The 26,073-nt window shown below is 61.6% G+C and carries 24 protein-coding genes; 9 read left to right on the plus strand and 15 right to left on the minus strand.

Annotation, left to right across the window (positions count from 1 at the left end; genetic code table 11):
• Positions 1-42 precede the first annotated feature (42 nt).
• The 3 genes from ABIC75_RS11300 to ABIC75_RS11310 are packed head-to-tail and all read left to right on the plus strand — an operon-like array spanning position 43 to position 2,847.
• Positions 43-906, plus strand: coding sequence for a glycosyltransferase family 4 protein (locus tag ABIC75_RS11300; protein ID WP_354013954.1), 864 nt, complete (start codon positions 43-45; stop codon positions 904-906).
• Positions 899-1,825 (plus strand): NAD-dependent epimerase/dehydratase family protein, encoded by a 927-nt coding sequence (locus tag ABIC75_RS11305; protein ID WP_354013955.1) that lies wholly within the window; start codon positions 899-901, stop codon positions 1,823-1,825. The genes ABIC75_RS11300 and ABIC75_RS11305 overlap by 8 nt, the downstream gene beginning before the upstream one ends.
• Positions 1,801-2,847 (plus strand): glycosyltransferase family 2 protein, encoded by a 1,047-nt coding sequence (locus tag ABIC75_RS11310; RefSeq protein WP_354013956.1) that lies wholly within the window; start codon positions 1,801-1,803, stop codon positions 2,845-2,847. Before ABIC75_RS11305 ends, ABIC75_RS11310 begins: the two co-directional genes overlap by 25 nt.
• A gap of 13 nt (positions 2,848-2,860) precedes the next feature.
• Here the strand turns inward: ABIC75_RS11310 and ABIC75_RS11315 are convergent, their stop codons facing one another.
• The 7 genes from ABIC75_RS11315 to ABIC75_RS11345 all read right to left on the minus strand — a co-directional run bounded on the left by ABIC75_RS11315 (position 2,861) and on the right by ABIC75_RS11345 (position 10,205).
• Positions 2,861-3,508, minus strand: coding sequence for a class I SAM-dependent methyltransferase (locus ABIC75_RS11315; RefSeq protein ID WP_354013957.1), 648 nt, complete (start codon positions 3,506-3,508; stop codon positions 2,861-2,863).
• 146 nt (positions 3,509-3,654) lie between these two features.
• On the minus strand, positions 3,655-4,611 hold the full coding sequence (locus tag ABIC75_RS11320) for a glycosyltransferase (RefSeq protein WP_354013958.1): 957 nt from the start codon (positions 4,609-4,611) through the stop codon (positions 3,655-3,657).
• A gap of 48 nt (positions 4,612-4,659) precedes the next feature.
• On the minus strand, positions 4,660-6,174 hold the full coding sequence (locus ABIC75_RS11325) for a lipopolysaccharide biosynthesis protein (protein WP_354013959.1): 1,515 nt from the start codon (positions 6,172-6,174) through the stop codon (positions 4,660-4,662).
• Entirely contained in the window at positions 6,108-6,782 is a 675-nt protein-coding gene (locus ABIC75_RS11330; RefSeq protein WP_354013960.1) for an acetyltransferase, read from the minus strand. The genes ABIC75_RS11325 and ABIC75_RS11330 overlap by 67 nt, the downstream gene beginning before the upstream one ends.
• A 3-nt stretch (positions 6,783-6,785) precedes the next feature.
• Positions 6,786-7,949, minus strand: coding sequence for a DegT/DnrJ/EryC1/StrS family aminotransferase (locus tag ABIC75_RS11335; RefSeq protein WP_354013961.1), 1,164 nt, complete (start codon positions 7,947-7,949; stop codon positions 6,786-6,788).
• A gap of 59 nt (positions 7,950-8,008) precedes the next feature.
• Positions 8,009-8,869, minus strand: a complete 861-nt coding sequence (locus ABIC75_RS11340; RefSeq protein ID WP_354013962.1) for a glycosyltransferase family 2 protein — start codon at positions 8,867-8,869, stop codon at positions 8,009-8,011.
• Positions 8,870-9,002: 133 nt separating this feature from the next.
• Positions 9,003-10,205: a DegT/DnrJ/EryC1/StrS family aminotransferase gene (locus ABIC75_RS11345; protein WP_354013963.1), complete on the minus strand. Its 1,203-nt coding sequence runs from the start codon at positions 10,203-10,205 to the stop codon at positions 9,003-9,005.
• A gap of 198 nt (positions 10,206-10,403) precedes the next feature.
• Between ABIC75_RS11345 and pilB the strand changes: the two genes are divergently transcribed.
• The 4 genes from pilB to coaE all read left to right on the plus strand — a co-directional run bounded on the left by pilB (position 10,404) and on the right by coaE (position 15,091).
• A complete protein-coding gene (gene pilB / locus ABIC75_RS11350; protein ID WP_354013964.1) occupies positions 10,404-12,125 on the plus strand; it encodes a type IV-A pilus assembly ATPase PilB in 1,722 nt (573 codons plus the stop codon).
• A gap of 154 nt (positions 12,126-12,279) precedes the next feature.
• Positions 12,280-13,542 (plus strand): type II secretion system F family protein, encoded by a 1,263-nt coding sequence (locus ABIC75_RS11355; protein WP_354013965.1) that lies wholly within the window; start codon positions 12,280-12,282, stop codon positions 13,540-13,542.
• Positions 13,543-13,613: 71 nt separating this feature from the next.
• The gene (locus tag ABIC75_RS11360) at positions 13,614-14,471 is read left to right on the plus strand and encodes a prepilin peptidase (RefSeq protein ID WP_354013966.1); all 858 of its coding nucleotides are present in this window, start codon (positions 13,614-13,616) and stop codon (positions 14,469-14,471) included.
• Positions 14,468-15,091 carry a dephospho-CoA kinase gene (gene coaE / locus ABIC75_RS11365; RefSeq protein WP_354013967.1) on the plus strand — a complete coding sequence of 208 codons (624 nt, stop codon included), beginning with the start codon at positions 14,468-14,470 and terminating at the stop codon, positions 15,089-15,091. Before ABIC75_RS11360 ends, coaE begins: the two co-directional genes overlap by 4 nt.
• 7 nt (positions 15,092-15,098) lie before the next feature.
• Here coaE and ABIC75_RS11370 read toward each other — a convergent pair whose 3' ends face one another.
• From ABIC75_RS11370 to lgt, 4 genes are all read right to left on the minus strand, one after another.
• A complete protein-coding gene (locus ABIC75_RS11370; protein ID WP_354013968.1) occupies positions 15,099-16,052 on the minus strand; it encodes a Nudix family hydrolase in 954 nt (317 codons plus the stop codon).
• Between the two features lie 12 nt (positions 16,053-16,064).
• Entirely contained in the window at positions 16,065-16,553 is a 489-nt protein-coding gene (locus tag ABIC75_RS11375) for a dihydrofolate reductase (protein WP_354013969.1), read from the minus strand.
• 114 nt (positions 16,554-16,667) lie between these two features.
• Positions 16,668-17,462 (minus strand): thymidylate synthase, encoded by a 795-nt coding sequence (locus ABIC75_RS11380; protein ID WP_354013970.1) that lies wholly within the window; start codon positions 17,460-17,462, stop codon positions 16,668-16,670.
• Positions 17,463-17,465: 3 nt separating this feature from the next.
• Complete coding sequence (gene lgt / locus ABIC75_RS11385) at positions 17,466-18,356, minus strand: prolipoprotein diacylglyceryl transferase (RefSeq protein ID WP_354013971.1); 891 nt, start codon at positions 18,354-18,356, stop codon at positions 17,466-17,468.
• A gap of 352 nt (positions 18,357-18,708) precedes the next feature.
• Here lgt and ABIC75_RS11390 point away from each other — a divergent pair, with 352 nt between their 5' ends.
• Complete coding sequence (locus ABIC75_RS11390; protein ID WP_354013972.1) at positions 18,709-21,603, plus strand: TonB-dependent receptor plug domain-containing protein; 2,895 nt, start codon at positions 18,709-18,711, stop codon at positions 21,601-21,603.
• Positions 21,604-21,713: 110 nt separating this feature from the next.
• Here the strand turns inward: ABIC75_RS11390 and ABIC75_RS11395 are convergent, their stop codons facing one another.
• The 4 genes from ABIC75_RS11395 to ABIC75_RS11410 all read right to left on the minus strand — a co-directional run bounded on the left by ABIC75_RS11395 (position 21,714) and on the right by ABIC75_RS11410 (position 24,218).
• The gene (locus ABIC75_RS11395) at positions 21,714-22,217 is read right to left on the minus strand and encodes a TPM domain-containing protein (RefSeq protein WP_354013973.1); all 504 of its coding nucleotides are present in this window, start codon (positions 22,215-22,217) and stop codon (positions 21,714-21,716) included.
• 1 nt (position 22,218) lies between these two features.
• Complete coding sequence (locus ABIC75_RS11400) at positions 22,219-23,127, minus strand: TPM domain-containing protein (RefSeq protein WP_436407922.1); 909 nt, start codon at positions 23,125-23,127, stop codon at positions 22,219-22,221.
• Between the two features lie 4 nt (positions 23,128-23,131).
• Positions 23,132-23,749: a LemA family protein gene (locus ABIC75_RS11405; RefSeq protein ID WP_354013975.1), complete on the minus strand. Its 618-nt coding sequence runs from the start codon at positions 23,747-23,749 to the stop codon at positions 23,132-23,134.
• A 94-nt stretch (positions 23,750-23,843) separates the two neighbouring features.
• Entirely contained in the window at positions 23,844-24,218 is a 375-nt protein-coding gene (locus ABIC75_RS11410) for a diacylglycerol kinase (RefSeq protein ID WP_354013976.1), read from the minus strand.
• A gap of 232 nt (positions 24,219-24,450) precedes the next feature.
• Between ABIC75_RS11410 and ABIC75_RS11415 the strand changes: the two genes are divergently transcribed.
• Complete coding sequence (locus ABIC75_RS11415; RefSeq protein ID WP_354013977.1) at positions 24,451-25,983, plus strand: peptide MFS transporter; 1,533 nt, start codon at positions 24,451-24,453, stop codon at positions 25,981-25,983.
• Positions 25,984-26,073: the final 90 nt, after the last annotated feature.

Genomic DNA, 26,073 nt, shown 5'->3' on the forward strand with positions numbered 1-26,073 from the left:
TCTCACATCATGCGCTCGGGCGGAGTCAAGGGAATTCTCGCCATGATTCAGCTCCTTCGCATGTTGGGCCAATGCTATCGACGCACACGCGACGTCGACATCTATCACATCAATTGGCTGCAATGCGCCATTCCCTTGCCGGACAACAAGGTGCCAGCGCTCATAACGGTGCTCGGAAACGACCTGAAGTTGCTTCGCCTTCCCCTTATGCGTCCACTCATGCGTAGAACCATGGCCAAGCGGAAAGTGATTCTTTGCCCTAACGCTGAGTGGATGCACGAGCCACTCGCCAGAGCTTTTGGCGATGTGGCGAACGTCGTTCCGGTGTCGTTCGGCATCGACCCCACATGGTTCGCCATCCAACGCAGCAATACAACCGAACCTCAGCGCTGGCTTGCCGTGACGCGCCTCACCGCCGACAAGCTCGGCCCTCTTTTTGAGTGGTCTGAACCACTATTCGCAGAAAGCCAGCGAGAGCTTCACCTTTTCGGACCCATGCAGGAAGGTGTAGAGGTTCCCCCGTGGGTCAACTATCACGGCGCGGCAACGCCGGAAGACCTGTGTAACAAATGGTTCCCTCGAGCAACTGGCCTCATCACGCTTAGTCGACATGCGGAAGGTCGGCCGCAGGTAATGCTCGAAGCGATGGCGGCGGGGCTGCCCATCATCGCCTCTGACATGCCGGCCCACTCTTCAATCGTTTTCCATGGAAAGACTGGCCTCTTGTGCGATTCTTTCAAAACGTATCAGGACGCTTTGAACACGCTAGGATCCCCGGTCACGAACCTTCAGTACGGCAACGCCGCGCGTGAGTGGGTTCGCAATGAAATGGGTACATGGGACGCCTGCGCAAATCGTTACAGAGAAATCTATAACACCTTGCTAAGGGAGGACGCCGGTGACTGATCAGGTTCTTGTACTCGGCGCCTACGGCTTTGTTGGGACGCACCTGATCAAGGCCCTGGTTGGCCGTGGCGACAAAGTGATTGCCGTTTGCCGCCAGCCTCCCGATGCCAGGTTTGAAGGGATAGAAACGGTCATTGGAACATTGAACGAGCCGGAGCATTTTTCGCCACTGATTGCTCGTTGCCGCGCCGTCGTGCATCTCGCCTCCAGCTCGACCCCGGGAAGCTCTGCTGGCGAAGCCCTGGCTGAACTCCGCGGCAATCTTCAACCAACGTTGGCGTTGCTGGAGGCATTGCAAGAGCATTCGCAGACGAAGTTGGTCTACGTGTCCTCCGGCGGAAGTCTGTATGGGAACAATGAGGGCCATGCGTCCACCGAGGACTCTCTTATTGCCCCTCGTTCTTACCATGGCGCCGGCAAGGTAGCTGCCGAGTTCTTCATACGGGCTTGGACACAACAGTTCGCCGCGACTGCGACCATATTGAGGCCGTCCAATATCTACGGCCCTGGTCAGGCAGGCCGGCCAGGATTTGGCATCATTCCAGCCGCGATGGACAGCATCAGGCACGGCAAAACATTGCCAGTCTGGGGTGATGGTTCGACGACGCGAGATTATCTCTACGTCGACGACTTTACCGACCTTTGCCTGCGCGTGCTCGATGCCCCCCGACAACCGGGCACCATCGTGGTGAATGCGGCAGACGGAGTTCCTACAAGCATCAACGAATTACTGACCACTCTCGAGGATGTCGCCGGACGGCGTCTCGATAGGCATTATGAAATTGGCAGGCCCGTCGACGCACCGCGCATCGACATGGATACAGCATTGGCCCAGCGTCTCTTCAACTGGAAATCTTGCGTTGGCTTGCGTGAAGGATTGAAACGGACGTGGGAATGGTTCAACACCTGCCAGCACTGAATCGCCCAGCGACTCCGGTGTGCTCTGTTTGCATCGCCAACTATAATGGTGAGGCGTTGCTCGCCGACTGCGTCGAGTCCGTACTTCGCCAGGAAGGCGGCATCGCTGTGGAAATCATCGTCCATGACGATGCATCTGATGACGCATCTGTCGACCTGCTCCGCCGCCTTTATCCCCAGGTCGAAGTCATTGTCAGCGACGAAAATGTGGGCTTCTGCGTCGCGAACAATCGCATGGTCGAACATGCACGGGGCACGTTTGTTCTTCTTCTGAACAATGATGCCGCGCTCGATCTCGACGCGGTGTCGACATTGGCGGCCGCAACGATGACTCAGGATCGTCCCGGGATACTGACGTTGCCGCAGCGCGACTGGGAAAGCAACGAACTGGTCGATCGGGGCTGCCTTCTTGATCCCTTCTACAACCCGACGCCAAACATGGATCCAGCGCGTAGCGAGGTCGCCATGACCATCGGCGCATGCCTCTGGATGCCGCGAGCGCTTTGGCAACAGCTGGGAGGGTTTCCCGAGTGGCTGGGGTCCATTGCCGAAGACCTATACCTGTGCTGCGTTGCCCGACTAGACGGCTATTCTGTAAAGGTGACCCGAAGCAGCGGATATCGGCACCGGCAGGGAGCCAGCTTCGGTGGTAATCGGGCAAGCATTCGAGAAGGGCTCCGCACCACATTTCGTCGACGCTACTTGAGCGAACGAAACAAGACCGCCGTCATGTTGGTGTGCACGCCCACAGCGATCATTTGGCCACTGTTACTGACTCACCTTGTGCTTCTTGCGCTTGAAGGGGCGACCCTCACCGTCATCAAGAGGGACGGGCACATCTGGACGCGAATCTACGGGGCAGCGATCGCCCACTTCTTTCGGGACCTCGGCCGCCTGACGAAGCAACGAAAGGTGCTGCAAAATTCGCAAAAAAGCACGCTACGCCAATACTTGAGCTGCTTCAGCCCGATTCCTCGAAAGCTCGCTCTTCTGGCTCGATACGGCATTCCCGGCATTCGTTGAACAAGTTTTCGCTTCAGTGCGGTTGAGGCGGTTTTCGAAACAGGAAGAACGGCTCCCCAATATTAACGCCAGACCCTTTGGCATCGGTGTCGCGAAGCACATCGTCATGTTGAAGAACACACGAGTCAAATCCTGCCGCCACAATTCGGGCAAAAATGTCCTTGCCGAACAGCCTGACATGATCCTTCTGACCGTAGGCCTGGAGCCGTGCTTCATCACTATCTATGCCTTCGTCCTGCCATGTGACGGCTAACCCCTTGGCATAGGGAGTCTGCAGGATGGCATACCCTTCGGGCTTCAAAACGCGCAAGATCTCCGATAGCGCGGTTTCATAGTCGTTGACGTGTTCAAGTACATGGTTTGCGATAAGCAGGTCAATCGAGTCGGACGGGACGTCCATGGCCAACATATCCATTCGAACCACATCTGCGGATTGAGGATACAGATCGCACCGCATATAGCACCCTGGCTGCTCGGCAATCAGACGTTTGGCCAGCCTTTTCTCTGGCGCAAAATGGAGAATGCTTTTGCCCTGCATACCAGCAAACATGCCGGTTGCCTGCATGTACATGAAGAGGTGTCTTTCCCTGTCGTGCGACCCGCACCGCGGGCACTCGAACTGATCGAGATCGCTGCCCACCATGTCCAAAGCCTTAATCAAGCCAGGCGCTCCCGCAGACCCGCCTTCGAAAGGCATGAAACGCCAAACAGCGTTGTCGCAAAGAATACATCGCCGGCCACCGCCCGGGACCCAGCCCATGACCGCGTACCTGACCAATTTAATGATGCGCATTTAGCCCCCAAAGTCTAACGGCGATAGAGCACCGCCGGCCTACCCTCGCCAATCAATGAAGAAGCCCGCCCGTAAAGCTCCCTGATCACGGTTCGGACAATCGATGCCATAACCAGAAGAAAAAATCTTCCTCCACTGTAAGGCACCCGCTCCCGAATCCGAGGCATCCATTCTCTCATCAACGACCATTGGCCAAAGCGCAAAGAACGGAAAAATACTCGTCGCGTAAAGTCGGCAAGAGCCCTTGAAGCTAATTCGTCGCTGACGCCTGCACCGATACCGTCGAGAATGGCCTCCCAATAAAGTTGGCGGACGAGCGCATTCGAATTGGCCATCATTGAACCCGAGGCATTGACCCGGTAGCCCACCATCGCATCGGCCATATGCGCGAGAACACCGCGACGCGCGTGCCGGAGGTGGATCCGGAAATCGATAAATGCGTCTTCGATCTGGATGATCGCATCGCACAGAGACGCTCGGAAAACCATCGAACTTGTATTGAGGAAATTCCCACGTGACAGCATGTCGGAAAGACTGAACTGTGCATTGCCCACATCATTAAACAAGCCAATTGCTGCGCCATCCTCGGACACTGTTCGTGCGTTGCAGTAGACCGCCGAGCACTCGGAATGAGCCTCCAAAAATTCGACCTGCTTCTTGAGCTTTCCCGGCAACCAATAGTCGTCTCCGTCCAAATGAGCCACATACTCACCTGAAACGTGGGCGAGAATTGCCTGATAGTTGCGAGATGCGCCCAGTCGTACCTCGTGACGGAAATGCTTGATCATCGCTGGATACTTCTGCACGAAGCCCGAGACGATCTGACTCGTCTCATCGTCTGAAGCATCGTCTCCCACGAGGACTTCCAGGGACACATCCGTTGCTTGTGCCAGGATGCTCTGCAGGCACGCTTCGATATAAGCCGACTGGTTGCATGTCAGCACGCAGACGGAAATTAATACCTGGCTCATGAATAAGGTCCCATTTAAACCACCTTGGAGCTCGATCTGGAGGAGGGCCTATTTCCGCCAAGAGGCGCCCAAATTATGCCAGGGCAACATCTGAATCTCACGCAACGCCTTCAGTCGGACGATCCACCCGGCTCCAAAGAACGTTGCCACGCCCAGGATGATCAAGCCAAGCAATGCGAGGAGCGAGTCCTCAGGCAGATAACCGGAAGAGAACCGAACCACTATTGCTGCCAATGCGGCAACAACAATCACCGGCCAAATATCGCGCCATTGCGCGCGTGCGCCATACCCAAGCAATTTGCCGCTGTAGTGGGCATTGATCACGAACGCTGCCCCATTGAAGACCACTTGACTCCAGGCAATTCCGAGCACGCCTTGCGTCGCTCCTAGTGCAAGCAGCACAACCCCTAGGATCTTCTTGGCGACCTCCAGCCGGAACATCAGCCTCGAATGGCCTTGCGCCATCAAGAGATTGAGATTGATCAGGTGCAAAGGCCAAAACAAGCCACCCAGACAAAGCACTTGCAAGATGGGCACCGCTTCGACCCATCGGGCCCCGAAGAGGGTTCTTACGATGGTCGGCGCAGCACCCGCCATACCAAGCATCATGGGCGCGTTGAGCAGAATCATTCCGCGCATCGTCAGCTGCGCACCGCGTACCAGCACGGCGGGGTCGCTTGACGCGGCCGAAAACATGGGGAGGATGACACGTGCCAGCACGCTGGCCAGAAAACCGCCGGGCAGTTGCTTCGTTGAATCGGCGTTATTGTACAAGCCAAGTGCACGCACACCGTAGTAGCGCCCTATAAAAAGCGTGTAAAGGCGAGCGTAAACCATCTCCAACAGGCTCGAAGCCAGGTGATAACCACCGAAACCGAAAAGCTTTCGCGCGGAATCGAAGCTGAAGACCAGCGCTGGCCGCCATGGATGAACGAACCACAGAAGCGCGGTCGAAGCCGTTGTCATGGCCAAAACCTGCAAGGCGAGCGCCCAGACGCCGAATCCCGCCCTCGCCAACAGGATCGCCACCACACCTGATGCAATAGTGGCTACACAACCCACCTTCATCTGAGTGAAGAAATCCAAACGCTTGCTCAACAGCGTACTGTGGATTGCACCGAGCGATCCTAGCAATACGTTGACGGCCATGACGGCTGTGAGGGGCAACAGCACAGGCGCCTGATAGAAACGCGCGATTAGAGGCGCCGCGGCCCAGAGGCTAAGCGAAACGCATCCGCCTGCCAGCAAGTTGAACCAGAAGACCGTCGACTCGTCAGTGTGATCGATGTCGCCGCGTTGAATCAACGCCGCCGAAAAGCCTCCATCGACGAAGACGGTGGCGATGCCGGTAAACAACGCCAGGAGCGCGACGGTACCAAATTCCGAAGGAGTCAGCAGGCGCGCGAGGACAATTGATACGACAAATTGCGTTCCTTGCCGCAACACAACATCCGCACCGCTCCAGAGCGTGGCCGATAGTGCTCGCTGCTTAAGCATCAGCGCTTTCTTGTTGCAGGAACGCCAGCCATCATTGCGCCAGGTTCCACGGAATTGATGACGCACGCCCCCGCTGCGATGATCGCGCCGTCCCCAATGGACAATAGATTGTCGGGTCGCCCGTTAATGATGTTCGCTCCCGTCCCAACGAAAACGTCGCGTCCGATGCACACGTGGCCGGCCACGTGCACTCCCGGCGACAGGGTCGAGAATTCACCCAGGTGAACATCGTGACTGACCGTGCAGCCAGCATTGATCTGCGCGTAGGGACCGACTGCAGTGTTGGTGGTTATCACCGTTCCCGGGTAGATCACGACCCCGATGCCGATTGCTGCAGTCGCAGCTATTTCAGCGCGTGGGTGCAAGATGCTCACAGGACGCAAGCCGCGATCCAGACAGGCATCGACCGCTCGGCGACGCTGCGGGATATCACCAAGCGCCACCACAAAACGGCAATCGGCACCGACCCGTGCATCCTGTAAAAGATGCACAGGTATTCCGCTAACCGGCGAAGACGCGTACCTGGGATGGTCTACCAGAAATATAGACTCGACCGTATCACCCCAGCACTGTTCTGCAAGCCATGCCACCTCTCGCCCCGACCCGCCGGCACCAAAGATATACAGTCTGCGAAAGGGACTCTCAATTTCGGGCAAACGATGAATGCGACTCATGGGTTATGCGAGCTGGCGAAATACGGACGCGATGAACTCGATATCCGAGGCGCAAACATCTCCCCCGGTCGGCAACACAATGACGCGACTAGCTACGGCCTCGGTATGCGGCAGCATCAATCCCGCATGAGGGAACAAGTCGCGATAGGGTTTCATTCGGTGGCACCCAGGCCAGAAGTATTTACGCGCTAGCACATTTTCGGCCTGCAATGCGGCAACAATTTCGTCGCGCGTCGCACGGCTCCCATTGGTGATTTCAACAACAACGTACTGAAAGTTGTTTCGCGAAGCAGCGTCGTACGCGATCAATTCAACTCCGGGGAGTCCACGCAGGGCAAGGCTGTAAGCGTGGTAGTTCGCCTCATTGGTCTGGATAACGTCTTCGAGACAATCGAAGTTTGCCAACCCCATTGCTGCGCAAATTTCCGTCATCTTGCCGTTCGTGCCTGGATGTATGACGTTGTCGAATCCGGCGAAACCGAAGTTTCGCATCAGGCGCATTTTCCCTGCCATGTCGTCGTCGTCAGTAACGACTGCGCCACCCTCGAAGGTGTTGAAGAATTTCGTTGCGTGAAAGCTGAGAACTTCGGCGCTGCCGAACTTGCCGATCATCTGCCCCTGATACGAGCAACCGAACGCATGCGCAGCATCGAACATCAGTTTCAGACCGTTCTCTTCCGCCACCGCCTGGAGCTCAGAGACTGGCGCGGCACGCCCCCACAAGTGCACGCCAATGATGCCGGTAGTCCTGGGGGTAATCATGCGTCTAACCGCATCGGGATCCAGGTTATGGGTTCTAGGATCGATGTCTGCAAAGACCGGTGTTATGCCCTGCCAATACAAGGCGTGCGCCGTGGCGACAAAAGTGTAGGACGGAACGATTACCTCGCCGCCGAGGCCAAGCGCGCGAATCGCTATCTCCAGCGCGATCGTACCGTTGCACATCGCCACGCAGTGCTTTACGCCCAGAAAATCCGCGACTGTGCGTTCGAACTCTTCGACCAGCGGCCCATTGTTGCTAAACCAACGCCTGTCAAATATCTCGCCGGCCAGACGCATGAACGTGTCGCGACTACCCACGTTGGGACGCCCCACGTGCAGAGGTTGGGCATAGGCCGGCGCAGCTCCATGGAGAGCCAAATCAGCCTTGCTTCGCACTTCTTTCATTCGAGCCCGCTCCTGCCACATCGGTCGTTATTCCTCATGGCTGCTTTCCACGTGTTGAATCACCGCTCACGGTCCCGGACGTATGTCAGCGCGGTGATCTGTTCCGAAACGAGGCCGATCAGGAAGATGATCACCGATGCGCTCCACAGGAGGGCGCTGCCATTCGTCAGGCGCCCATAGGCGAGAAACGTGCGCAGGTAGTTGATGCAACCTAGCCCGAAGAAGACAGCACTTGCGGGAACAAACAATTTCAACGGCGAGTACAGCGTGGCAATTTTGAAAATGATCAACAGAAAGCGGACGCCGTCTTTCAGCGGCTTGATGTGGCTTTTGCCTATTCGTTGCCCGGCCTTGATAGGGACGTATGCCACCGGATAGGCACTGCGAAAGAAGGCCATCGTGCTGGTCGTGGGGTAGGAGAAGCCGTTGGGCAAAAGGTGCAGGAATTCGCGGAACTTCCCCGCGCGCACGGCACGATACCCCGAGGTCAGATCCATCACCTCGTGGCCGGTCATGCGCGTCGCCAACCAGTTGTAGATGGTATTTGCGACACCACGGCCCACGCCCGCCTGGCTGCTCCAGTCGCGTGCGCCCACCACCATGTCGTAGCCCTGCCCTAGTTTTTCGAGCAGTCGCGCAATGTCCGCCGGATCGTGCTGGCCGTCGCCATCCATGAACACCAGTACATCGCCGCTGGCTGCACGCGCGCCGCGCTTGATGGCGGCGCCATTGCCCATCGAATAGGGCGAGGACAAGCAGCTCACCCCGGCAGCAGCGCAGATATCACGGGTATCGTCGGTCGAACCATCGTCCACCACGATGATTTCTGCCTCAGGCTGGGCCAGACGCAGACGCGGCAGCAAATCTTTGAGCGCCGCCCCCTCGTTTTTGGCGGGCAGAATGATGCTTAGACGATTCAAGTGCGTGTCCCCGGAAGTAAGGCGGCATCATAACCTGAGCGTCGCGGCGATCCTTACCCCGCTCGGCCCCATATGAAATTGCGGGCGGTCCATCACATCGCACCCGGCAAGGCTTCCTGCTTTCGACAGTGTTTCAAGCCTGGATGATCGAGCGCACGGCTTCAATCACGCGTTCGGCATCCTCATCGGACATCGCCGGCGACAACGGCAAGCTCACCGTTTGGCGCCCCAACCGCATCGCCACCGGCCATTGCTCGGGCCGCCAGCCGAAGCGCTGCTGGTAGTACGGGTGCTCGGGCACCGACAGGTAGTGGACGCCGGTGCCTATGCGTAACGCGTTCATGGCCTCGAGGAACGCGTCACGCTCCAAGCCACAACGGGCGGCATCGATCATCACCGTGTAGAGGTGATAACCGTGGCGCGTTCCTTCTTCCGGCGGCGCCGGCAGGTCGATCGGCAGGTTCGCAAAGGCCTCGTCGTAGCGTTGCCAGAGCTGTTGCCGGCGCTGCCAGTTGCTTTCGACCCGGGCCAACTGATGGATGCCGATGGCGGCCTGTAGATCCATCATGTTGTATTTGAAGCCGCACTCGACCACCTGGTAGTGGCGATAGCCCTGGTCGCCGAAGCGGTGCCAGGCGTCCTTGCTCATGCCGTGCAGGGCCAGGATGCGGGCGCGGGCGATGTGTTCCTCGTCGCGCCCCAGGATCATGCCCCCCTCCCCCGTCACCACGTTCTTGGTCACGTAGAAGCTGAAGCAGCCGAAATCGCCAAAGGTGCCCACGGGCTTGCCTTGGAACTCGCTTTCGATGGCATGCGCGCAATCTTCGATCACCACTAGGCCGTGCTTTTCAGCGATGGCCATGATCTGGTCCATGGCGCAGGGACGTCCGGCGAAATGCACGGGCAGGATGGCGCGGGTTCGCGGGGTGATGGCCGCTTCGATGGCGGCCGGGTCGATGTTCTGAGTGACCGGGTCGACATCGGCAAGCACGGGCGTGAGCCCGGCGTGGAGAATGGCGTTGACGGTGGCGCAGAAGGTGAGCGGCGTGGTGATCACCTCGCTGCCCGGTTCCAGGCTGGCCGCCACCATGCTCACGTGGAGGGCCGCCGTGCAGGAATTGACCGCGGCTACCTGAGAGGGCTGGACACCTCGCCAGGCGGCGAAATCCCGCTCAAATTGCGCCACCTTAGGCCCTGTCCCGAGCCAGCCCGAGCGCAGGCAGGCCTCGACCTCGGCGATCTCAGCTTCCTCGATACGAGGGGCGCCGAAGACGAGAAAGGGCGGCTGGGTGTCAGGATTTGTCACTGATGGCGCTTCTCGGGGGCAGGCCGGCATTTCTATCCCAACGCCAGGGCGCGGTCTATGGCTAAAACCGGCAAGGCATGGCTGTTGCATGCAACAACGGTGCATCCAATTCAGGCTGGTTCTGTGCGCCCGGTCACCCCAGGGATTCCAAACCCTGAGCCCGTGGGATGACCAACCCCGTCAACTGGGGTAAATTCCCTTCTTATCAGGGGGCTGGGCCGTTTCGCTATGTCAACGCTAATGCAACCGTCGCTCGCGGGCCTCACCGGCCTAGCGCGCAGGCTCGTTTCGGAAGATGTGCTGCCGGAGACCGATGTCCGGCGAGCGGTGGCCGAGTCGACCCAGGGCAAGGCTTCGCTCGCCTCGTGGCTGCTGGACAACAATCTGGTCGACAGCGCACGGCTGACCCGCATCGCCTCCGATGAATTTGGCATGCCAATGATGGACGTGGGCGCTCTGGTTCCCGCGAATTTGCCGCTGAACCTGATCAGCGAGGCGCTGATCAACAAGCACAAGGCCTTGCCATTGTTCAAGCGTGGCAAGCGCCTGTTCGTCGGCATTGCCGATCCGATGCAGTCGCATGCGCTGGACGAGATCAAGTTCCACTCCAATTGCATGGTGGAACCGATCCTGGTGGAGCGCGGCCAGCTGTTCCGCACCATCGAGACCGCACTCAACGCGATGAGCAACGCCATGCCCGAGATGGGCGGCGGCGAATTCGACGAACTGACGCTGGAAGGCGGCGACGACGAGGCCGAATCCACCGGCATCGACGCCAACGCGAACGATGACGCGCCGGTGGTCAAGTTCGTCAACAAGATCCTGGTCGACGCCATCAAGCGTGGCGCTTCGGACGTGCACTTCGAGCCGTTCGAAACGCAGTACCGTGTTCGCCTGCGCATGGACGGCATGCTTCGCGCCGTGGCCAGCCCGCCGATGAAGCTCGCTGCGCGCATTTCCTCGCGCATCAAGGTCATGTCGGGCCTGGACATCGCCGAGCGCCGTGTACCGCAGGACGGGCGCATCAAGCTCAATCTCTCCAAGAGCCGCTCGGTCGACTTCCGCGTCAGCACGCTGCCGACACTGTTCGGCGAAAAGATCGTGCTGCGTATCCTGGACGGCTCCGCCGCCAAGCTCGGCATCGACGCGCTGGGTTACGAGGAATCGCAGAAACAGCTTTACATCGACGCCATCCACAAACCGTACGGCATGGTGCTGGTGACCGGTCCCACCGGCTCGGGTAAAACCGTGTCGCTGTATACGGCGTTGAACATCCTCAATACGGCCGAACGCAATATCTCGACGGTCGAAGATCCGGTCGAAATCCGCGTCGAAGGCATCAACCAGGTCCAGCAGAACGTCAAGCGCGGCATGACCTTCGCGGCCGCCCTGCGCTCCTTCCTGCGACAGGATCCGGACGTGATCATGGTGGGCGAAATTCGCGACCTGGAAACGGCCGAGATCGCCGTCAAGGCAGCGCAGACCGGTCACATGGTGCTGTCCACGCTGCACACGAACGATGCGCCGCAGACCATCTCGCGCATGATGAACATGGGCATTGCGCCCTACAACATCACCTCATCCGTCACGCTCGTGATTGCCCAGCGCCTGGCGCGTCGCCTGCACGATTGCAAGCGCCCCATCGAGCTGCCGCCGCAGACGTTGCTGGATGCCGGCTTCACGCAGGAAGACATCGATGCCGGCCTGACCGTGTATGAGGCCGTCGGCTGCGACAGCTGCAACGAGGGCTACAAGGGTCGCGTCGGTATCTACCAGGTCATGCCGATGCTGGAGGAAATCCAGAAGATCATTCTTCAGGGCGGCAACACGCTGCAGATCGCCGAGGCCGCCAAGAAGGCCGGCGTGAACGATCTGCGCGCCTCCGCGTTGTTGAAGGTCAAGAAAGGCATGACCAGTCTGGCCGAGATCGACCGCGTCACCAAGGACTGACCCGTCCTGGCCTGTATGCTCGCCGAGGTGGGCTGTCCGTCGCACCGAAGTTGCGTCAGGTGCCACGAATTGGTCCCAGGGAATGACTTAAGCTGCACCGATTAGACGGTCGCCATCCTGAGGCGGCCCGACCGTACCAGCAGGGGGAAATGCTATGGCCGCGGCCACCGCTAAGAATGTCAAGTCGATAGGCGCCCAGCGCGCCGAAGTCAGCAAACTGACCACGTACGACTGGATTGCGCTCGACAAGCGCGGCAAGCGCATGAAGGGCGACATGGCGGCCAAGAACGCCTCGCTCGTCAAGGCCGAGCTGCGGCGCCAGGGCATGAACCCCCAGACGGTCAAGGAACGCGGCAAGCCGCTGTTCGGGGCCTCCGGCAGCACGGTCAAGCCGCGCGACGTGGCCATCTTCAGCCGCCAGATCGCCACCATGATGGCGTCGGGCGTGCCAATGGTGCAGTCCTTCGACATCATCGCCGACGGTCAGAAGAACATCCGCTTCAAGAACATCCTCACGGACGTTAAGCAGACCATCGAGGGCGGCGCTGCATTGCATGAGGCGCTGGGCAAATACCCCGTCCAGTTCGACGAGCTCTACCGCAACCTGGTGCACGCTGGTGAGTCGGCGGGTGTGCTCGACACCGTGCTCGATACCGTGGCCACCTACAAGGAACGCACCGAAGCGCTCAAGGCCAAGATCAAGAAGGCCTTGTTCTATCCCATCATGGTGATGGCGGTGGCTTTCCTGGTCTGCGTGATCATGCTGCTGTTCGTGGTGCCCGTGTTCGCGCAGACCTTCAAGGATGCCGGCACTGAACTGCCGGCACCGACCCAGGTGGTCGTAAGCGCGTCGGAGTTCATGAAATCGTATTGGTGGGCGTTGCTCGTCGGCGTGATCGGCAGCATCAGCGCGTTGGTCTTCTTCAAGAAACGCTCGCTCAAATTTGCGCATTTCCTGGACCGCTTCATGCTGAAGTTTCCGGTGATCGGCAACATCCTGCGCAACTCCGCACTCGCACGCTTCGCGCGCACGCTGGGCGTGACCTTCAAGGCCGGTGTGCCGCTGGTGGAAGCCATGGATGCCGTGTCGGGCGCGACGGGCAGCATCGTGTACGGCGACGCGGTAAAGCAGATGCGTGAAGACGTCTCCGTTGGCCATCAGCTGCAGCTCTCCATGCGCCAGACGGGCCTGTTCCCGAACATGATGATTCAGATGGTGGGCATCGGTGAGGAATCGGGCGCCCTTGACCACATGCTGTTCAAGGTGGCCGAGTTCTACGAGGAAGAAGTGGAGAACGCGGTCGACACCCTCTCCAGCCTGCTCGAGCCCATGATCATGGTGATCCTCGGCGTACTGGTCGGTGGCATGGTGATCGCGCTCTACCTGCCGATCTTCAAGCTCGCCAGCACCGTGTAAGCTCTCGCACGTCCAGGCCCCTCTCCCGCCGGGAGGGGGGCCTTTTTCATATCAAGGCTTCGGAATCGCGCATGCTTGAACTTCCTCTCTGGGGCTGGGTCGTCGCCGCCGGCGTGCTCGGCCTGCTGGTCGGCAGCTTTCTCAATGTCGTGATCCTGCGTTTGCCCGAACGCCTCATGGCGCAGTGGCGGCTCGACGCGTTCGACACGCTGGCCATGGAGCCGGATGGCCAGGCGCTGCCTCCGGGCATCGTGCGCGAGCCCTCGCATTGCCCGCAGTGCAAACATCCGCTAGCGGTCCGGGACAACATCCCGCTGTTCGGCTGGCTGCTGCTAGGTGGCCGTTGCCGTTACTGCAAGGCGTCCATCTCCATCCAGTACCCGCTGGTCGAGCTGCTCAGCGGCCTGGCCAGTGCGGTGATCGTGTGGAAGTTCGGGCCCAACTGGGCCGCCGTCGCCGGGCTGGTGTTCACCTGGATGCTCATCGCGCTGTCCGGCATCGACTTCCGCACGCAATACCTGCCCGATCAGCTGAACTATCCACTGCTTTGGCTCGGCCTGCTGCTCAGTCTTCTTCCGGTGTTCGTGTCGCCGAACTCGGCCATTGTCGGCGCCGCCATCGGTTACCTCAGCCTGTGGAGCGTGTATTGGCTGTTCAAGCTGCTGACCGGCAAGGAAGGCATGGGCTACGGCGACTTCAAGCTGCTCGCCGCACTCGGTGCGTGGATGGGCCCCACGGCAGTGCTGCCGGTGATCCTGCTCTCATCGTTCATCGGCGCCATCGTGGGTGGCAGCCTGATCGCGCTGCGCAAGCACGGCCGTGATATTCCGATGCCCTTCGGTCCCTTTATCGCTGCGGCGGGATGGGTGTGGTTCGTCGCGGGCGAATGGATGCTGCAGCAGTACATGCAGCTGACGGGGTTGCGTTGACCGCGCCACACGCCAGCTATGTCGTTGCCCTCACCGGCGGCATCGCCGCCGGCAAGAGCGCGGTATCCCGACGGTTCGAAGCGCTCGGTATCCATGTTTACGATGCCGACGTGGCGGCGCGGGAAGTCATCGCGCCCGGCTCGGAAGGACTGGCGGCCATTGCCGCTCATTTCGGAACGGATGTGCTCGACGCGAGCGGCCAGTTGGATCGAGCCGCGATGCGCCAGCGCGTGTTCGGCAACGATGCCGAACGTCGCGCGCTGGAAGCCATCACGCATCCGCGCATACGCACGTGGCTGCACGAACGCGTGCGGGCCGATCGCGGCCCGTACTGCATGCTGGCCATCCCCCTGCTCGCAGAGAATCACCAGCACTATCAGTGGGTCGATCGCGTGCTCGTCGTGGACGCGCCCGAATCGGTGCAACTGCAACGCCTGGTGCAACGCGATGGCATCGACGAGGCGCTGGCGCGGCGCATGATCGAGCGTCAGGCGCGGCGCGAACAACGCCTGTCGCTGGCGCATGACGTGATCGAAAACAGCGGCGACGAAGCGGCGCTCGACAAGGTCGTCGTCGAACTGCACGCGCGCTATCTGTCGCTCGCACAGGCCAAGGGTTAGGCCGGTTTCACCAGAACCCGCGTATGCCGGCCACGCCCTGCCCGCCTGCGTGGCGCGCAGCATCGCGCTGATCCAGCGTCATGCCGCCGAGGGCATAGACCGGCACGACCGACGTATCAGCCATCCGCGCAAACGCTTCCCAGCCCAACGGAGTGGCATCGGGATGCGATGCCGTCGAAGCCACCGGCGACAACGTGGCGAAATCGGCGATCTGGCCCGCGCGCTCAAGATCATCTGCATGGTGGCAACTGGCGCCCACCCACTGCGTCTCAGGCAGCGGACGCGTCTCCCACATAGCCAACTGCGTCGACTTGAGCTGAACCCCGACGCCCTGCCCCAACGCCAACGCGCCTTCGACGTCGCCGCTGAGCAGAAGATGCGCGCCATGAGCGCGAGTCTCGTTCAACAGGCTTGCCGCGAGTTCTCTTACCTGCGCTGTCGACCACTGAGGAAAACGCAGAAGCACCATGCGCTCGCCTGCTCCGATCGCGCGGTGAATGCGTTGCTGCCATTCGTCGAATGCCGTCGACGGGACATCCGCGGTGATCGAGTAACGCGTGGGCAATTGGAGCGCGCGCAGGATATGCCGATCAGCAGGCGCCAGCAGGCCTAGGTCGATGGATGTCGGCTCGCACCAGCGCAGCGCCTGTCCATCCAGCGAGGCCGGCTCGCCCTGCCACTGGCGCACGATGCGCGCATCGAGCAACAGGGAGCGTTCGCCGTAACACCAGGGCACGCGTATGAGTGGCTCGCCGACCGTGGCCGCGATGCCCAATTCTTCATGGAGCTCGCGCACGAGACCATCGGCAGGCGATTCGCCTGCTTCCAGTTTTCCACCGGGAAATTCCCACAGGCCCGCCAAGTGTTTGCCGGGCGGTCGCTGCGCCAGCAGCACGCGGCCTTGGTCATCGAGCATGACGCCGGCCATGACATGCATGGGGCCGGCCGTCGAAGCGGGCATGCGCCAGGCCGCTCAGTCGTTGCGGATGTACTCGACCATGTCGAAGTCGTACGCGTGGCTGCTGTCTTTCTTGTGATGCACGCGGGAGACTTCGGTCCAGTCGCTGAAATGCACGCCCGGGAAGAACGTGTCGGCGCCATCCACCGCGCCATTGACCCAGGTGAGGTACAGGCGCTTGGCCGCCGGCAGGGCTTCGCGGTAGATCTCGCCGCCACCAATCACCATCAAGCCGGTGCCGCCAGCACGCGCGGTGCCGTCAGCCAGCGAGCGCACGGTGATCTGACCCGGGAACGGGGCCTCGTGCTTGCGGCTCATCACCAGGTTGGTGCGATCCGGCAGCGGGCGGCCGATGGCGACGGCCGTGTTGTAGCCCATCAGCACGTACTTGCCGAGCGTGAGCTCCTTGAACCAGCGCAGGTCGTCCGGCAGATGCCAGGGCAACTGGCCCTTGCGGCCAATAGCGAAGTTCTCATCCAGCGCGGCAATCAGCGAAATAGCCATGGAAATCCTTGAATCATCGACAGTATTGATTACCGCGCCGCCGCACAGGGGTCTGGCGCGGCGCCGATCTTAGCAGGACCGGACGCCGAACCCGGCATTGACAGCGCCCCGGGCCTACACGGCCACCGGCGCTTTGATGGCGCCATGCGGTTCGTAGCCCACGATGGCGATGTCCTCGTAGCGGAAGTCGAAAATCGAGCGAACCTCGGGGTTGAGTTGCAGCCTGGGCAGCGCCCGGGGTTCGCGGCTCAGCTGCAGGCGCGCCTGCTCCACATGGTTGTTGTAGAGATGGGCGTCGCCCAGCGTGTGTACGAAGTCGCCCACGCCAAGGTTGCATACCTGGGCAATCATGTGGGTAAGCAGCGCGTAGCTGGCGATATTGAACGGCACGCCCAGGAAAATATCGCCGGAACGCTGGTACAACTGGCAGCTGAGCTTGCCGTCCGCCACGTAGAACTGGAAGAGCGCGTGACACGGCATCAGCGCCATCTTCGGCAGCTCGCCCACGTTCCAGGCGCTCACCACCAGGCGGCGCGAATCCGGGTTGCGCTTGATCTCGTCCACCACCCAGCGGATCTGGTCCACCACGCCGCCATCGGCCGTAGGCCAGGCGCGCCACTGCTGCCCATAGACCGGGCCAAGGTTGCCCTGGTCGTCGGCCCATTCGTCCCAGATGCTGACGCCGTTGTCCTTGAGGTAGGCGATGTTGGTATCGCCCTGCAGGAACCAGATCAGCTCGTGGATGATGGACTTCAGATGCAGCTTCTTGGTTGTGACCAGCGGAAACCCTTCCGCCAGATCAAAGCGCATCTGCCAACCGAACACGCTGCGCGTGCCCGTGCCCGTGCGGTCGGCCTTCTCCGTGCCATGGTCGAGCACGTGCTGCAGCAGGTCGAGATAGGCGCGCACGGCTTACTCCTTGGTCGGCAGCGAAACGTTGTACAGGCGCATGGTGGGCGCGTTGCGCGACATCACCAGCAGCACCACGCCAATGACGATCAATGGCAGCGACTGGATCTGCCCCATGGTCAGCCAGCCCCAGGCGAGATAGCCCAGCTGCGGATCGGGTACGCGCACGAACTCCACGCCGAAGCGGAAGCAGCCGTAAAGCAGCGCGAACAACCCGGAGATGAGATAGCGCGGACGCGGCTTGAGCGACACCAGGAACAGCACGGTGAACATCACCACGCCTTCGAGCAGCATTTCGTAGAGCTGCGACGGATGGCGCGGCAAACCGTTGAACTGCGCCAGCACGGCCTGCCATTGCGGATGAGTGGCCGCCCAATCCATGTCGGCGGAATGCGCGTTGGGGAAAATCATGGCCCAAGGCACGCTGCCCGGCTTGCCCCACAGTTCGCCGTTGATGAAATTGCCGAGGCGGCCCAGCCCCAACCCCACCGGCACGATCGGCGCGACGAAATCCACGGTGTCGAAGAAATGCATGTTGTTGCGACGCGACCACCACAGGCCCGCCGCCAGCACGCCGAGCAGGCCGCCATGGAAACTCATGCCGCCATCCCACACGCGGAACAGCGCCAGCGGATCGGTCCAGATCCAGTGGATGTCGGCGTAGAACAGCATGTACCAGATGCGCCCACCGACAATGACGCCCATCATCACGTAGAACGCCAGGTCGCCCAGCGCATCGCGCGACACCGGCAGGCGTCCGCGCTGGCGGCGGTATTCGGCAAGCAGCCAGGCACCCAGGAAACCGCCCAGATACATCAAGCCATACCAGTGGATCTGAAGTGGTCCCAGCTTGAAGGCAACGGGATCGAAGGCAACGATGAAGGGCTGCGTCATGGGCAAACGGGCGGCTATAAAGCGCCAGTGTAGCGGGCCGCGCCGCCGGAAAGCATCGAAATGAAAACCGGGCGCGCAGCGCCATGCCATGACCCGACGTGGCTCCCTTCGCGTGCTCTGACGCAAATAAAAAGAGCGCCGCCACGGTAAAACCATATATCAGCTGACTGTTTCAACAGGCTTGCACCTACACGTCACTTTGTTTTAACTTCGGGATTACATCGCCAGTCCCCCAAGCCCGGCGATGCCACGGCACGGACCCCTTCCCCAGGGCAGTACGCGCCATCCCCATACCCAGATGTCCAGCCCTCGCGTGCTGGCTGATGGCTATTTTTTGTTCGGAGTTCCAACAATGAAGCAAAAGACCCTGCTGGCTACTGCCATCGCCGCAGCGCTCGTGCTGCAGACGTGGTCGGTGGCGGCACAGGATGCTGCCCCCGCCCAGGACCAGTCCTCGGCCAAGAGCCTCGAAACCGTGACCGTCACCGGTTCGCGCATTCGCAGCGTGGACGTGGAAACCTCGCAGCCTGTCTTCACCATGGACAGGGCGGCGATCCAGGCCACCGGTTTGACCAACGTCAACGACATCCTGGCCCGCATGCCGTCCGCCGGTACTCCGGACATCACCCCGCAGGACACCCTGTCCTCCGGCGCTGACGTTGGCGGCCGCTACGTCAACATCCGCAACCTCGGTTCGCAGCGCACCCTGGTGCTGGTCAATGGCCGTCGCTGGAGCACCAGCCTCTCGGGCCTGACCGACCTGTCGACCATCCCCGTCTCGATGATCGAGCGCATCGACGTCCTCAAGGATGGCGCCTCGTCCATCTACGGCTCCGACGCCATCGGCGGCGTGGTGAACATCATCACCAAGGAGAAGTTCGATGGCGCCGAAGCCAACGTCTACTACGGCCAGAACGGCAAGGGCGACGGCGAGACGCAGAACTACGACTTCACCTGGGGTCACAGCACCGAAAAGAACTCCATCATCGTCGGCGCCTCGTACCAGAACACCGACCCGATGTGGAACAGCGAGCGTCCGGAGACCTCGTACGCACAGGGTCCGCGTCACCCGACGGCTGGCCTGGGCCTGGGCCCGTACGGCCGCGTGGTCGACCCGAACGATCCGGACAACCAGTACGTGTACAACCATGGTGGCCAGACGACCACCCCGGGTGCGCCGGCTGGCTATCACCTGTACGACCCCAACAGCGCTGCCGACAAGTACAACACGCAGCAGGACATGACCTTCCGCGCCGGCACCAAGCTGAAGAACCTGTACCTGCAGGATCGCTACAAGCTCACCGACAACATCACGCTGCACGCCGCTGCCAGCTACAGCACGCGCGATACGTCGAGCCAGCTCGCCGGCTACCCGTTCCAGTCGGGCGCGGCTGATCCGGAAATCGTGATCAGCGGCCAGAACGCCTACAACCCGTTCCCGGGCCAGGACGTCGAATTCTTCCGCCGCACGGTGGAAATGCCGCGCGTCACGGACACCCAGTCCAACCTTGCGCACATCGACCTGGGCGCCGAAGGCTACTTCCAGTTCCTGAACCACGATTGGTCGTGGGACGCTGGCTTCACCTACGACGCCAACCACATCAAGATCCAGGGCAACGGCAACCTCTACCTGCCGAATGCTCGCGCGGCTCTCGGCCCGACGACCATCATCGACGGCCAGGTCGCCTGCGCCAGCGCCGCTGATCGCGCCGCCGGTTGCGTGCCGTGGAACATCCTCGCCGGTCCGGGCGGTACTCCGCAGTCGGTGTGGAACTACCTGAACTACACCAGCACCGATCGCCAGGCCAGCTACACCTCCGACTGGTCCGCCAACGTGTCCGGCGGTCTGTTCGACCTGCCGGCCGGCACGGTCAACCTGGCCGTGGGCGTGGAGCATCGTGGCGAGAAGGGTGTGTTCCGTCCGGACGCTGCCGACTCCGCCGGCCTGACCACCAACCTGGCCAGCGCTCCGACCAACGGCGCGTACAACACCAACGAAGCGTACGCCGAGCTCGACGTGCCGCTGCTGCGTGACCTGCCGGGTGCGCAGGAGCTGGGCATCAACATCGCCAGCCGCTACTCGCACTACAGCAACTTCGGCAGCACCACCAACAACAAGTACAGCTTCCGCTACCGTCCGTTCGCGGACCTGCTGGTTCGCGGTACCTGGGCCCAGGGCTTCCGCGCTCCGACCATCAGCGACCTCGATGGCGGCATTGGCCAGAGCTTCGAGACGTTCCTCGATCCGTGTGATTCGGTCTACGGCGCCGCCGCGACCAACTCGCAGGTCAAGGCTCGCTGCTCCGCTGCTGGCGTGCCGGCGAACTACCGCCAGGTCGACCAGACCGGCGCGCAGGTCGGCAGCACCGCCGGTGGCCAGACGCCGGTGGCGTTCCTCTCCGGTTCGAACCCGAACCTGAAGCCGGAAACGTCCATCACCCGTACGCTGGGCCTGGTCTACAGCCCGCACTACGTGGAAGGCCTGGACTTCACGGTCGACTACTACAACATCTACGTGAAGAACATCATCTCGTCGGTGCTGGCACAGAACATCGTCGACTACTGCTACATCAACGGCGACCAGAACTTCTGCAACAACTTCCAGCGCACGCCGACGGCGACCTCGAACCTCGCTGCAGGCTCGATCTCCTCGCTCAACGAAGGCCTGGCTAACCTGGGCACGCTGAAGACCGAAGGCTACGACGTCGGTATCCACTACCGTCTGCCGGAAACCTCGATCGGCCGCTTCCGCATCGCTTCGGACAGCACCTACCTGACCAAGTACGAAGTGGTCAGCGGTCCGGGCGCCACGCCGCAGGATCTGGTGGGCTTCATGTCCGGTGGCACGGCAGGCGGCACGGGCGAAGACGGCATGTACCGTCTGCGTTCGAACCTGCAGGTGGATTGGGACTTCAAGCAGTTCGGCGCCAGCTGGACGGTGCGTTACTACGCCGGCCTGAAGGACAGCTGCTACACCGCGACGGTCGAGTGCTCCTCGCCGAACTACACCAACCCCTGGTGGGGCACCTACGGCATGAGCCAGAAGGGTTCGGTGGCGTTCAACGACGCGCAGTTCCGCTACACGGCTCCGTGGAAGGGTACGTTCTCCGTCGGTGTGAACAACATCTTCAACAAGAAGGGTCCGTTCTACTACTCGGTGACCACCTCGGGTACCGGCAGCGCGCCGTACAACCCGGCGTTCGACATCGACCGTTACTGGTACGTGTCGTACAACCAGAAGTTCTAAGCTCGAAAGAGTCGAACACTTCGAAAAGGCGGGCCTTCGGGCCCGCTTTTTTTATGCCTGTGAGAAACGCAGCGATAAGGCGCCGTGCACTCCTCGGTCGCGCCTATCGCTCAGAGCAAAATCGGCCGATCCGGCAACTCGTCCGGCGCATCCTTGTCGTTGCCCGGAAAATGGCGACGCAGCAATGCATGCGCCTCGGCAATGCCATCCAGGCAGCCCTGCCGCCACTCGCCACGCGCGAAGCGCGCCAGCATATGGTCGCGAACGGCATCCCACTCGGCCTGCGTGACCACCGCCGCCACACCACGGTCAGCAAGAATCACCACGCGATGCTCGGCCATCAACACGTAGAACAGCACGCCGCTGTTGTGCTGCGTGTCCCATACGTGCAGTTGCGCGAACACCTGCCGCGCGCGGTGCTCGGCATTCATGCCGGCGAATACGGCGCCTGGCGCGAGACGCGATTCGATGGCGAAGCACACTTCGCCGCGATGATCACCTTCGCCATGTGCGATGGCCGCGGCCATCTCATCCAGCAGGCTCTTGGGAAAACGCCGGCGCAACTGGAACCAGCCGTCAAACAGATTCATCAGCAGACGTTGCGTGCGTGACATGTCACCAGCTCCCCGATGAACCACCACCGCCGAAACTGCCGCCACCGCCGCTGAAGCCGCCGCCTCCTCCGAAGCCGCCGCCACTGCCGCCGCCGAAACCTCCACCGCCGCCCCAGCCGCCGAACCCGCCGCCACCGAAACCGCCCCAACCGCCGCCGCCGATCGATCGCCCGCCCCCACCCGGCAGCAGCATCAATACGCCGCCAATGAGTGCGCCGAAGATGCCCGCGCCGAGCGAAGCGGCAAGCAGCCACACCAGGCCGCCGGTGATCACCGCGCCGACCGGCGTGCGCAACCAGACGGTGGTGCGCCCGAAGATGCTGCGCAGGAAGATGGCCGCGAACACGCCGATCAACAGCACGTGCCCGAAGTCGATGCCACGACGACGCTCGCGATTGCCGCTCTCCACCGGTGGCGGCAGCGCCTCGCCATTGACCAGCTGCGTGAGCGCGCCGATGGCATCGTGGATGCCGCCGTAGTAATCGTTGGTGCGGAATTTCGGCGCAATGTATTCGCGCGTGATGCGCGCCGTGGCCGCGTCGGGCACGGCACCTTCCAGCCCATAGCCCACTTCGATGCGCACGCGGCGATCGTTCTTGGCGATCAGCAGCAGCAGGCCATCGTCGGTGCCCTTGCGCCCGATCTTGTTCGCTTCCGCCACGGCCAGCGAATACTCGGCGATGTCCTGCGGCTGCGTGGTCGGCACCATCAGCACCACCAGCTGCGCGCCCTTGGTCTTCTCCAGCGAGACGAGCTGCGCGTCGAGCTGGTCGACCTGCTGCGGTGTCAGCGTGCCGGTGAGGTCGGTGACATGCCGCGTGAGCGTGGGAACCGCTTCGTCCGCATGCAACAGCGCCAGCGGCAGCAAAGCCACCGCCAGCACGAGCAGCAGGCGCGTCACGCGCCGCATCACGTCAGCGCGCCGAGGCTGCAGGCGCCGGCGCGGCGTTGAAGTCGACCGTCGGGGCCGTGGAAATGGCCTTCTCGTTCTCGACGGAGAAGTTCGGCTTCACCTGATAACCGAACATCTTCGCGGTGAGATTGTTCGGGAAGGTGCGGATCAGCGTGTTGTATTCCTGCACCGACTGAATGTAGCGATTGCGCGCCACGGTAATGCGGTTCTCCGTCCCTTCCAACTGCGCCTGCAGGTTCTGGAAGAGACCGTCCGCCTTGAGGTTCGGATAGTTCTCGCTGACCACCATCAAGCGCGACAGAGCGCTGGACAACTCACCCTGCGCCGCCTGGAATTGCTTGAGCTTTTCCGGATTGTTCAAGTCGTCGGCGGTGATCTGTGCACTGCCCACCTTGGCGCGCGCATTGGTGACTTCGGTGAGCACGCGCTCTTCATGCTGCGCATAGCCCTTCACCGTGTTGACCAGGTTGGGCACGAGATCGGCTCGGCGCTGGTACTGGTTGAGCACCTCGGACCACTGCTGTTTCACCACCTCGTCCTGGCGCTGGATGGCGTTGTACCCGCAACCCGAAAGGACGGCGGCGACCAACAGCAAAACAAGGACTCGAAGAAGTTTCATGGGGGTGCTCCAATCCGGTGGAGGTGCCATTGCAGCATCCCGCATGTGACGGCGCAATCTTGCAAGGCCCTGGAACGGCGCCCCGCCCGCGGCATCAGCCCACCCAGCGCGGCCACAGGACGAGGCCCCAGCTGAGCGCCGTCATGGCCAGCAGCAGGAACACCGCGGCCGACCCCATGTCCTTGGCCCGGCCCGCCAGCTCGTGGAATTCCGGACTGACCTTGTCCACCACCGCTTCCACCGCCGAATTGAGCAGTTCGGCCGAGAGCACCAGCACCGGCGGCAGCACCAGGGCAATCTTCTCCAGCGGACCATTGCCCAGCCACAGCCCCAGCGGCACCAGCACTACGGCGATGCAGACCTCCAGCCGGAAGGATGCCTCGTGGCGCCAGCCGGCCTGCAGCCCTTTCATGGACCACTTGAAGGCGTTCCAGATTTGGCGGGGCCCTCGGAAACCGCTTGCGGCCATGGTGTCGTCCTCTGTGAGATTGCGGCGTGGCCGCGCCCGTGCACGACGGGCATAAGACCTCGATTTTGCCATATCACCGGAAGGGCCGGCAGATCGCAGGTTCCTTCATGCGGCAGCGCAACGTCGCCTGAATGAATGTTGGGTTACGCTTGCCCACTTTGTGACCCGTCAGGGGTTACGCGAGCCGGCCGCCCAGCGCGGCCGTTGTCAGAACCGCAGTACGGACAATTGAATGGCAATCCAGAATCCGCCGGTCTCACAGACCAAGTCGTTTTACACGGTCTTCCTGATCGAGATGTGGGAACGCTTCGGCTTCTACGGCATGCAGGTGCTCATGGTCACCTACATGATGAAGAAGCTCGGCTTCATCGATACCAAGGCCAACCTCGTGTGGGGCGCGGCCGCTGCGTTGATCTACGCCACGCCGGCCATCGGCGGCTGGGTTGGCGACAAGCTCATCGGCACGCGCCGCACCATGGTCACTGGCGCCGTGGTGCTCGCGCTGGGCTATGCGATGCTGTGGATTCCTTCGAACAACCCCACGCTCACCTATGTGTCGCTGGGCGTGATCATCGTCGGCAACGGTTTCTTCAAGCCCAACGCGGGCAACCTCGTACGCAAGATCTACGAGGGCGACGACGTCCGCATCGATAGCGCGTTCACCATCTACTACATGGCGGTGAACATCGGCTCGATGGTCTCGATGACGGCCACGCCGTGGATCCGCGACTATGTTGGTGAACACTACGGCGACGCCATGGGCTGGCACACCGCGTTCGGCGCCTGCGCCGTGGGCCTCGTGCTTGGCCTGGTCAACTACTCGCTGATGCGTCGCACGCTGGCCCACATCGGCTCGCCAGCGGATGAGCAGCCGGTGGCAGCCAATCGCGTGCTTGCGCTGATCGGCGCCTCGCTGGTGCTGGTGGTGGTGGCGGCCTTCATCCTGCAGAGCCTGCTGGCGGCGAAGATCTGCGTGTACCTGGCCGGCATCGTGATCCTGGGCATCTTCATGCACCTGATCCGCAACGCCGAGAAGAGCGAGCGCGCCGGCCTGATCGCCGCCCTCGTGCTCACCGTGCAGACCATTTTCTTCTTCATCTTCTACGCGCAGATGGCGACCTCGCTGAACCTGTTCGCGCAGAAGAACGTGAACCTCTCGTTCGATGTGTTCGGCGTCCATGTGTTCAACTGGATTCCCGAGCAGTACCAGAACCTCAACGCGATCTGGATCGTCATCCTCAGCCCAGTGCTGGTGGCGATGTACAACGGCCTTGGCCGGGTGGGCAAGGATCCATCGGTCGCCTTCAAGTTCGCGCTTGGCTTCGGTGCCGTGGCCGTGGGCTTCTTCATGTACGGCCTGGGCGCGATGAGTGCCGTGGACGGCCAGGTGTCCTCGTGGACGATGGTGTGGGGCTACGGCTTCTACTCGCTGGGCGAACTGCTGGTGAGCGGCCTGGGCCTGGCCATGATCGCCCGCTACGTGCCGGCTCGCATGGGCGGCTTCATGATGGGCGCCTACTACGTGGCCGTGGGTATCTCGCAGTACCTGGGCAGCGTGGTGGCCAACCTGGCCGCCATGCCCGAGAACATCAGCAGCCCGGTGGAATCGCTGAACATCTACGTGGGCCTGTTCAACAAGCTGGGCTTCGTCGGCATCGCCTGCACAGTGGTCGCCGTGGTCATGCTGCCGCTGATGAACAAGCTTTCGCGCAGCCATTCCGAAGCGCACACGCCGCTACCGGCCGTGCACAGCGAAGAAGTCTGATCGATACCACTCGCCCCGCTCGTCGGGGCGAGTTTTTTTAAGGGCGCAAAGTGACGCAGCGACCCGCCCCGACAGCAGGCCGGCGGCGCA

Source organism: Dyella japonica, from assembly GCF_040545895.1.
In the GTDB taxonomy this organism is placed as follows: Bacteria; Pseudomonadota; Gammaproteobacteria; order Xanthomonadales; family Rhodanobacteraceae; genus Dyella; species Dyella japonica_D.

Bases quoted from the DNA above. Each gene is read 5' to 3' on its own strand.
- ABIC75_RS11300 (WP_354013954.1), top strand. From the start codon at position 43: ATGATTCAGCTCCTTCGCATGTTGGGCCAATGCTATCGACGCACACGC.
- ABIC75_RS11310 (WP_354013956.1), top strand. From the start codon at position 1,801: ATGGTTCAACACCTGCCAGCACTGAATCGCCCAGCGACTCCGGTGTGC.
- ABIC75_RS11320 (WP_354013958.1), bottom strand. From the start codon at position 4,611: ATGAGCCAGGTATTAATTTCCGTCTGCGTGCTGACATGCAACCAGTCG.
- ABIC75_RS11330 (WP_354013960.1), bottom strand. From the start codon at position 6,782: ATGAGTCGCATTCATCGTTTGCCCGAAATTGAGAGTCCCTTTCGCAGA.
- ABIC75_RS11335 (WP_354013961.1), bottom strand. From the start codon at position 7,949: ATGAAAGAAGTGCGAAGCAAGGCTGATTTGGCTCTCCATGGAGCTGCG.
- ABIC75_RS11345 (WP_354013963.1), bottom strand. From the start codon at position 10,205: ATGCCGGCCTGCCCCCGAGAAGCGCCATCAGTGACAAATCCTGACACC.
- pilB (WP_354013964.1), top strand. From the start codon at position 10,404: ATGTCAACGCTAATGCAACCGTCGCTCGCGGGCCTCACCGGCCTAGCG.
- ABIC75_RS11355 (WP_354013965.1), top strand. From the start codon at position 12,280: ATGGCCGCGGCCACCGCTAAGAATGTCAAGTCGATAGGCGCCCAGCGC.
- ABIC75_RS11360 (WP_354013966.1), top strand. From the start codon at position 13,614: ATGCTTGAACTTCCTCTCTGGGGCTGGGTCGTCGCCGCCGGCGTGCTC.
- ABIC75_RS11370 (WP_354013968.1), bottom strand. From the start codon at position 16,052: ATGCCCGCTTCGACGGCCGGCCCCATGCATGTCATGGCCGGCGTCATG.
- ABIC75_RS11375 (WP_354013969.1), bottom strand. From the start codon at position 16,553: ATGGCTATTTCGCTGATTGCCGCGCTGGATGAGAACTTCGCTATTGGC.
- lgt (WP_354013971.1), bottom strand. From the start codon at position 18,356: ATGACGCAGCCCTTCATCGTTGCCTTCGATCCCGTTGCCTTCAAGCTG.
- ABIC75_RS11390 (WP_354013972.1), top strand. From the start codon at position 18,709: ATGAAGCAAAAGACCCTGCTGGCTACTGCCATCGCCGCAGCGCTCGTG.
- ABIC75_RS11395 (WP_354013973.1), bottom strand. From the start codon at position 22,217: ATGTCACGCACGCAACGTCTGCTGATGAATCTGTTTGACGGCTGGTTC.
- ABIC75_RS11400 (WP_436407922.1), bottom strand. From the start codon at position 23,127: ATGCGGCGCGTGACGCGCCTGCTGCTCGTGCTGGCGGTGGCTTTGCTG.
- ABIC75_RS11405 (WP_354013975.1), bottom strand. From the start codon at position 23,749: ATGAAACTTCTTCGAGTCCTTGTTTTGCTGTTGGTCGCCGCCGTCCTT.
- ABIC75_RS11410 (WP_354013976.1), bottom strand. From the start codon at position 24,218: ATGGCCGCAAGCGGTTTCCGAGGGCCCCGCCAAATCTGGAACGCCTTC.
- ABIC75_RS11415 (WP_354013977.1), top strand. From the start codon at position 24,451: ATGGCAATCCAGAATCCGCCGGTCTCACAGACCAAGTCGTTTTACACG.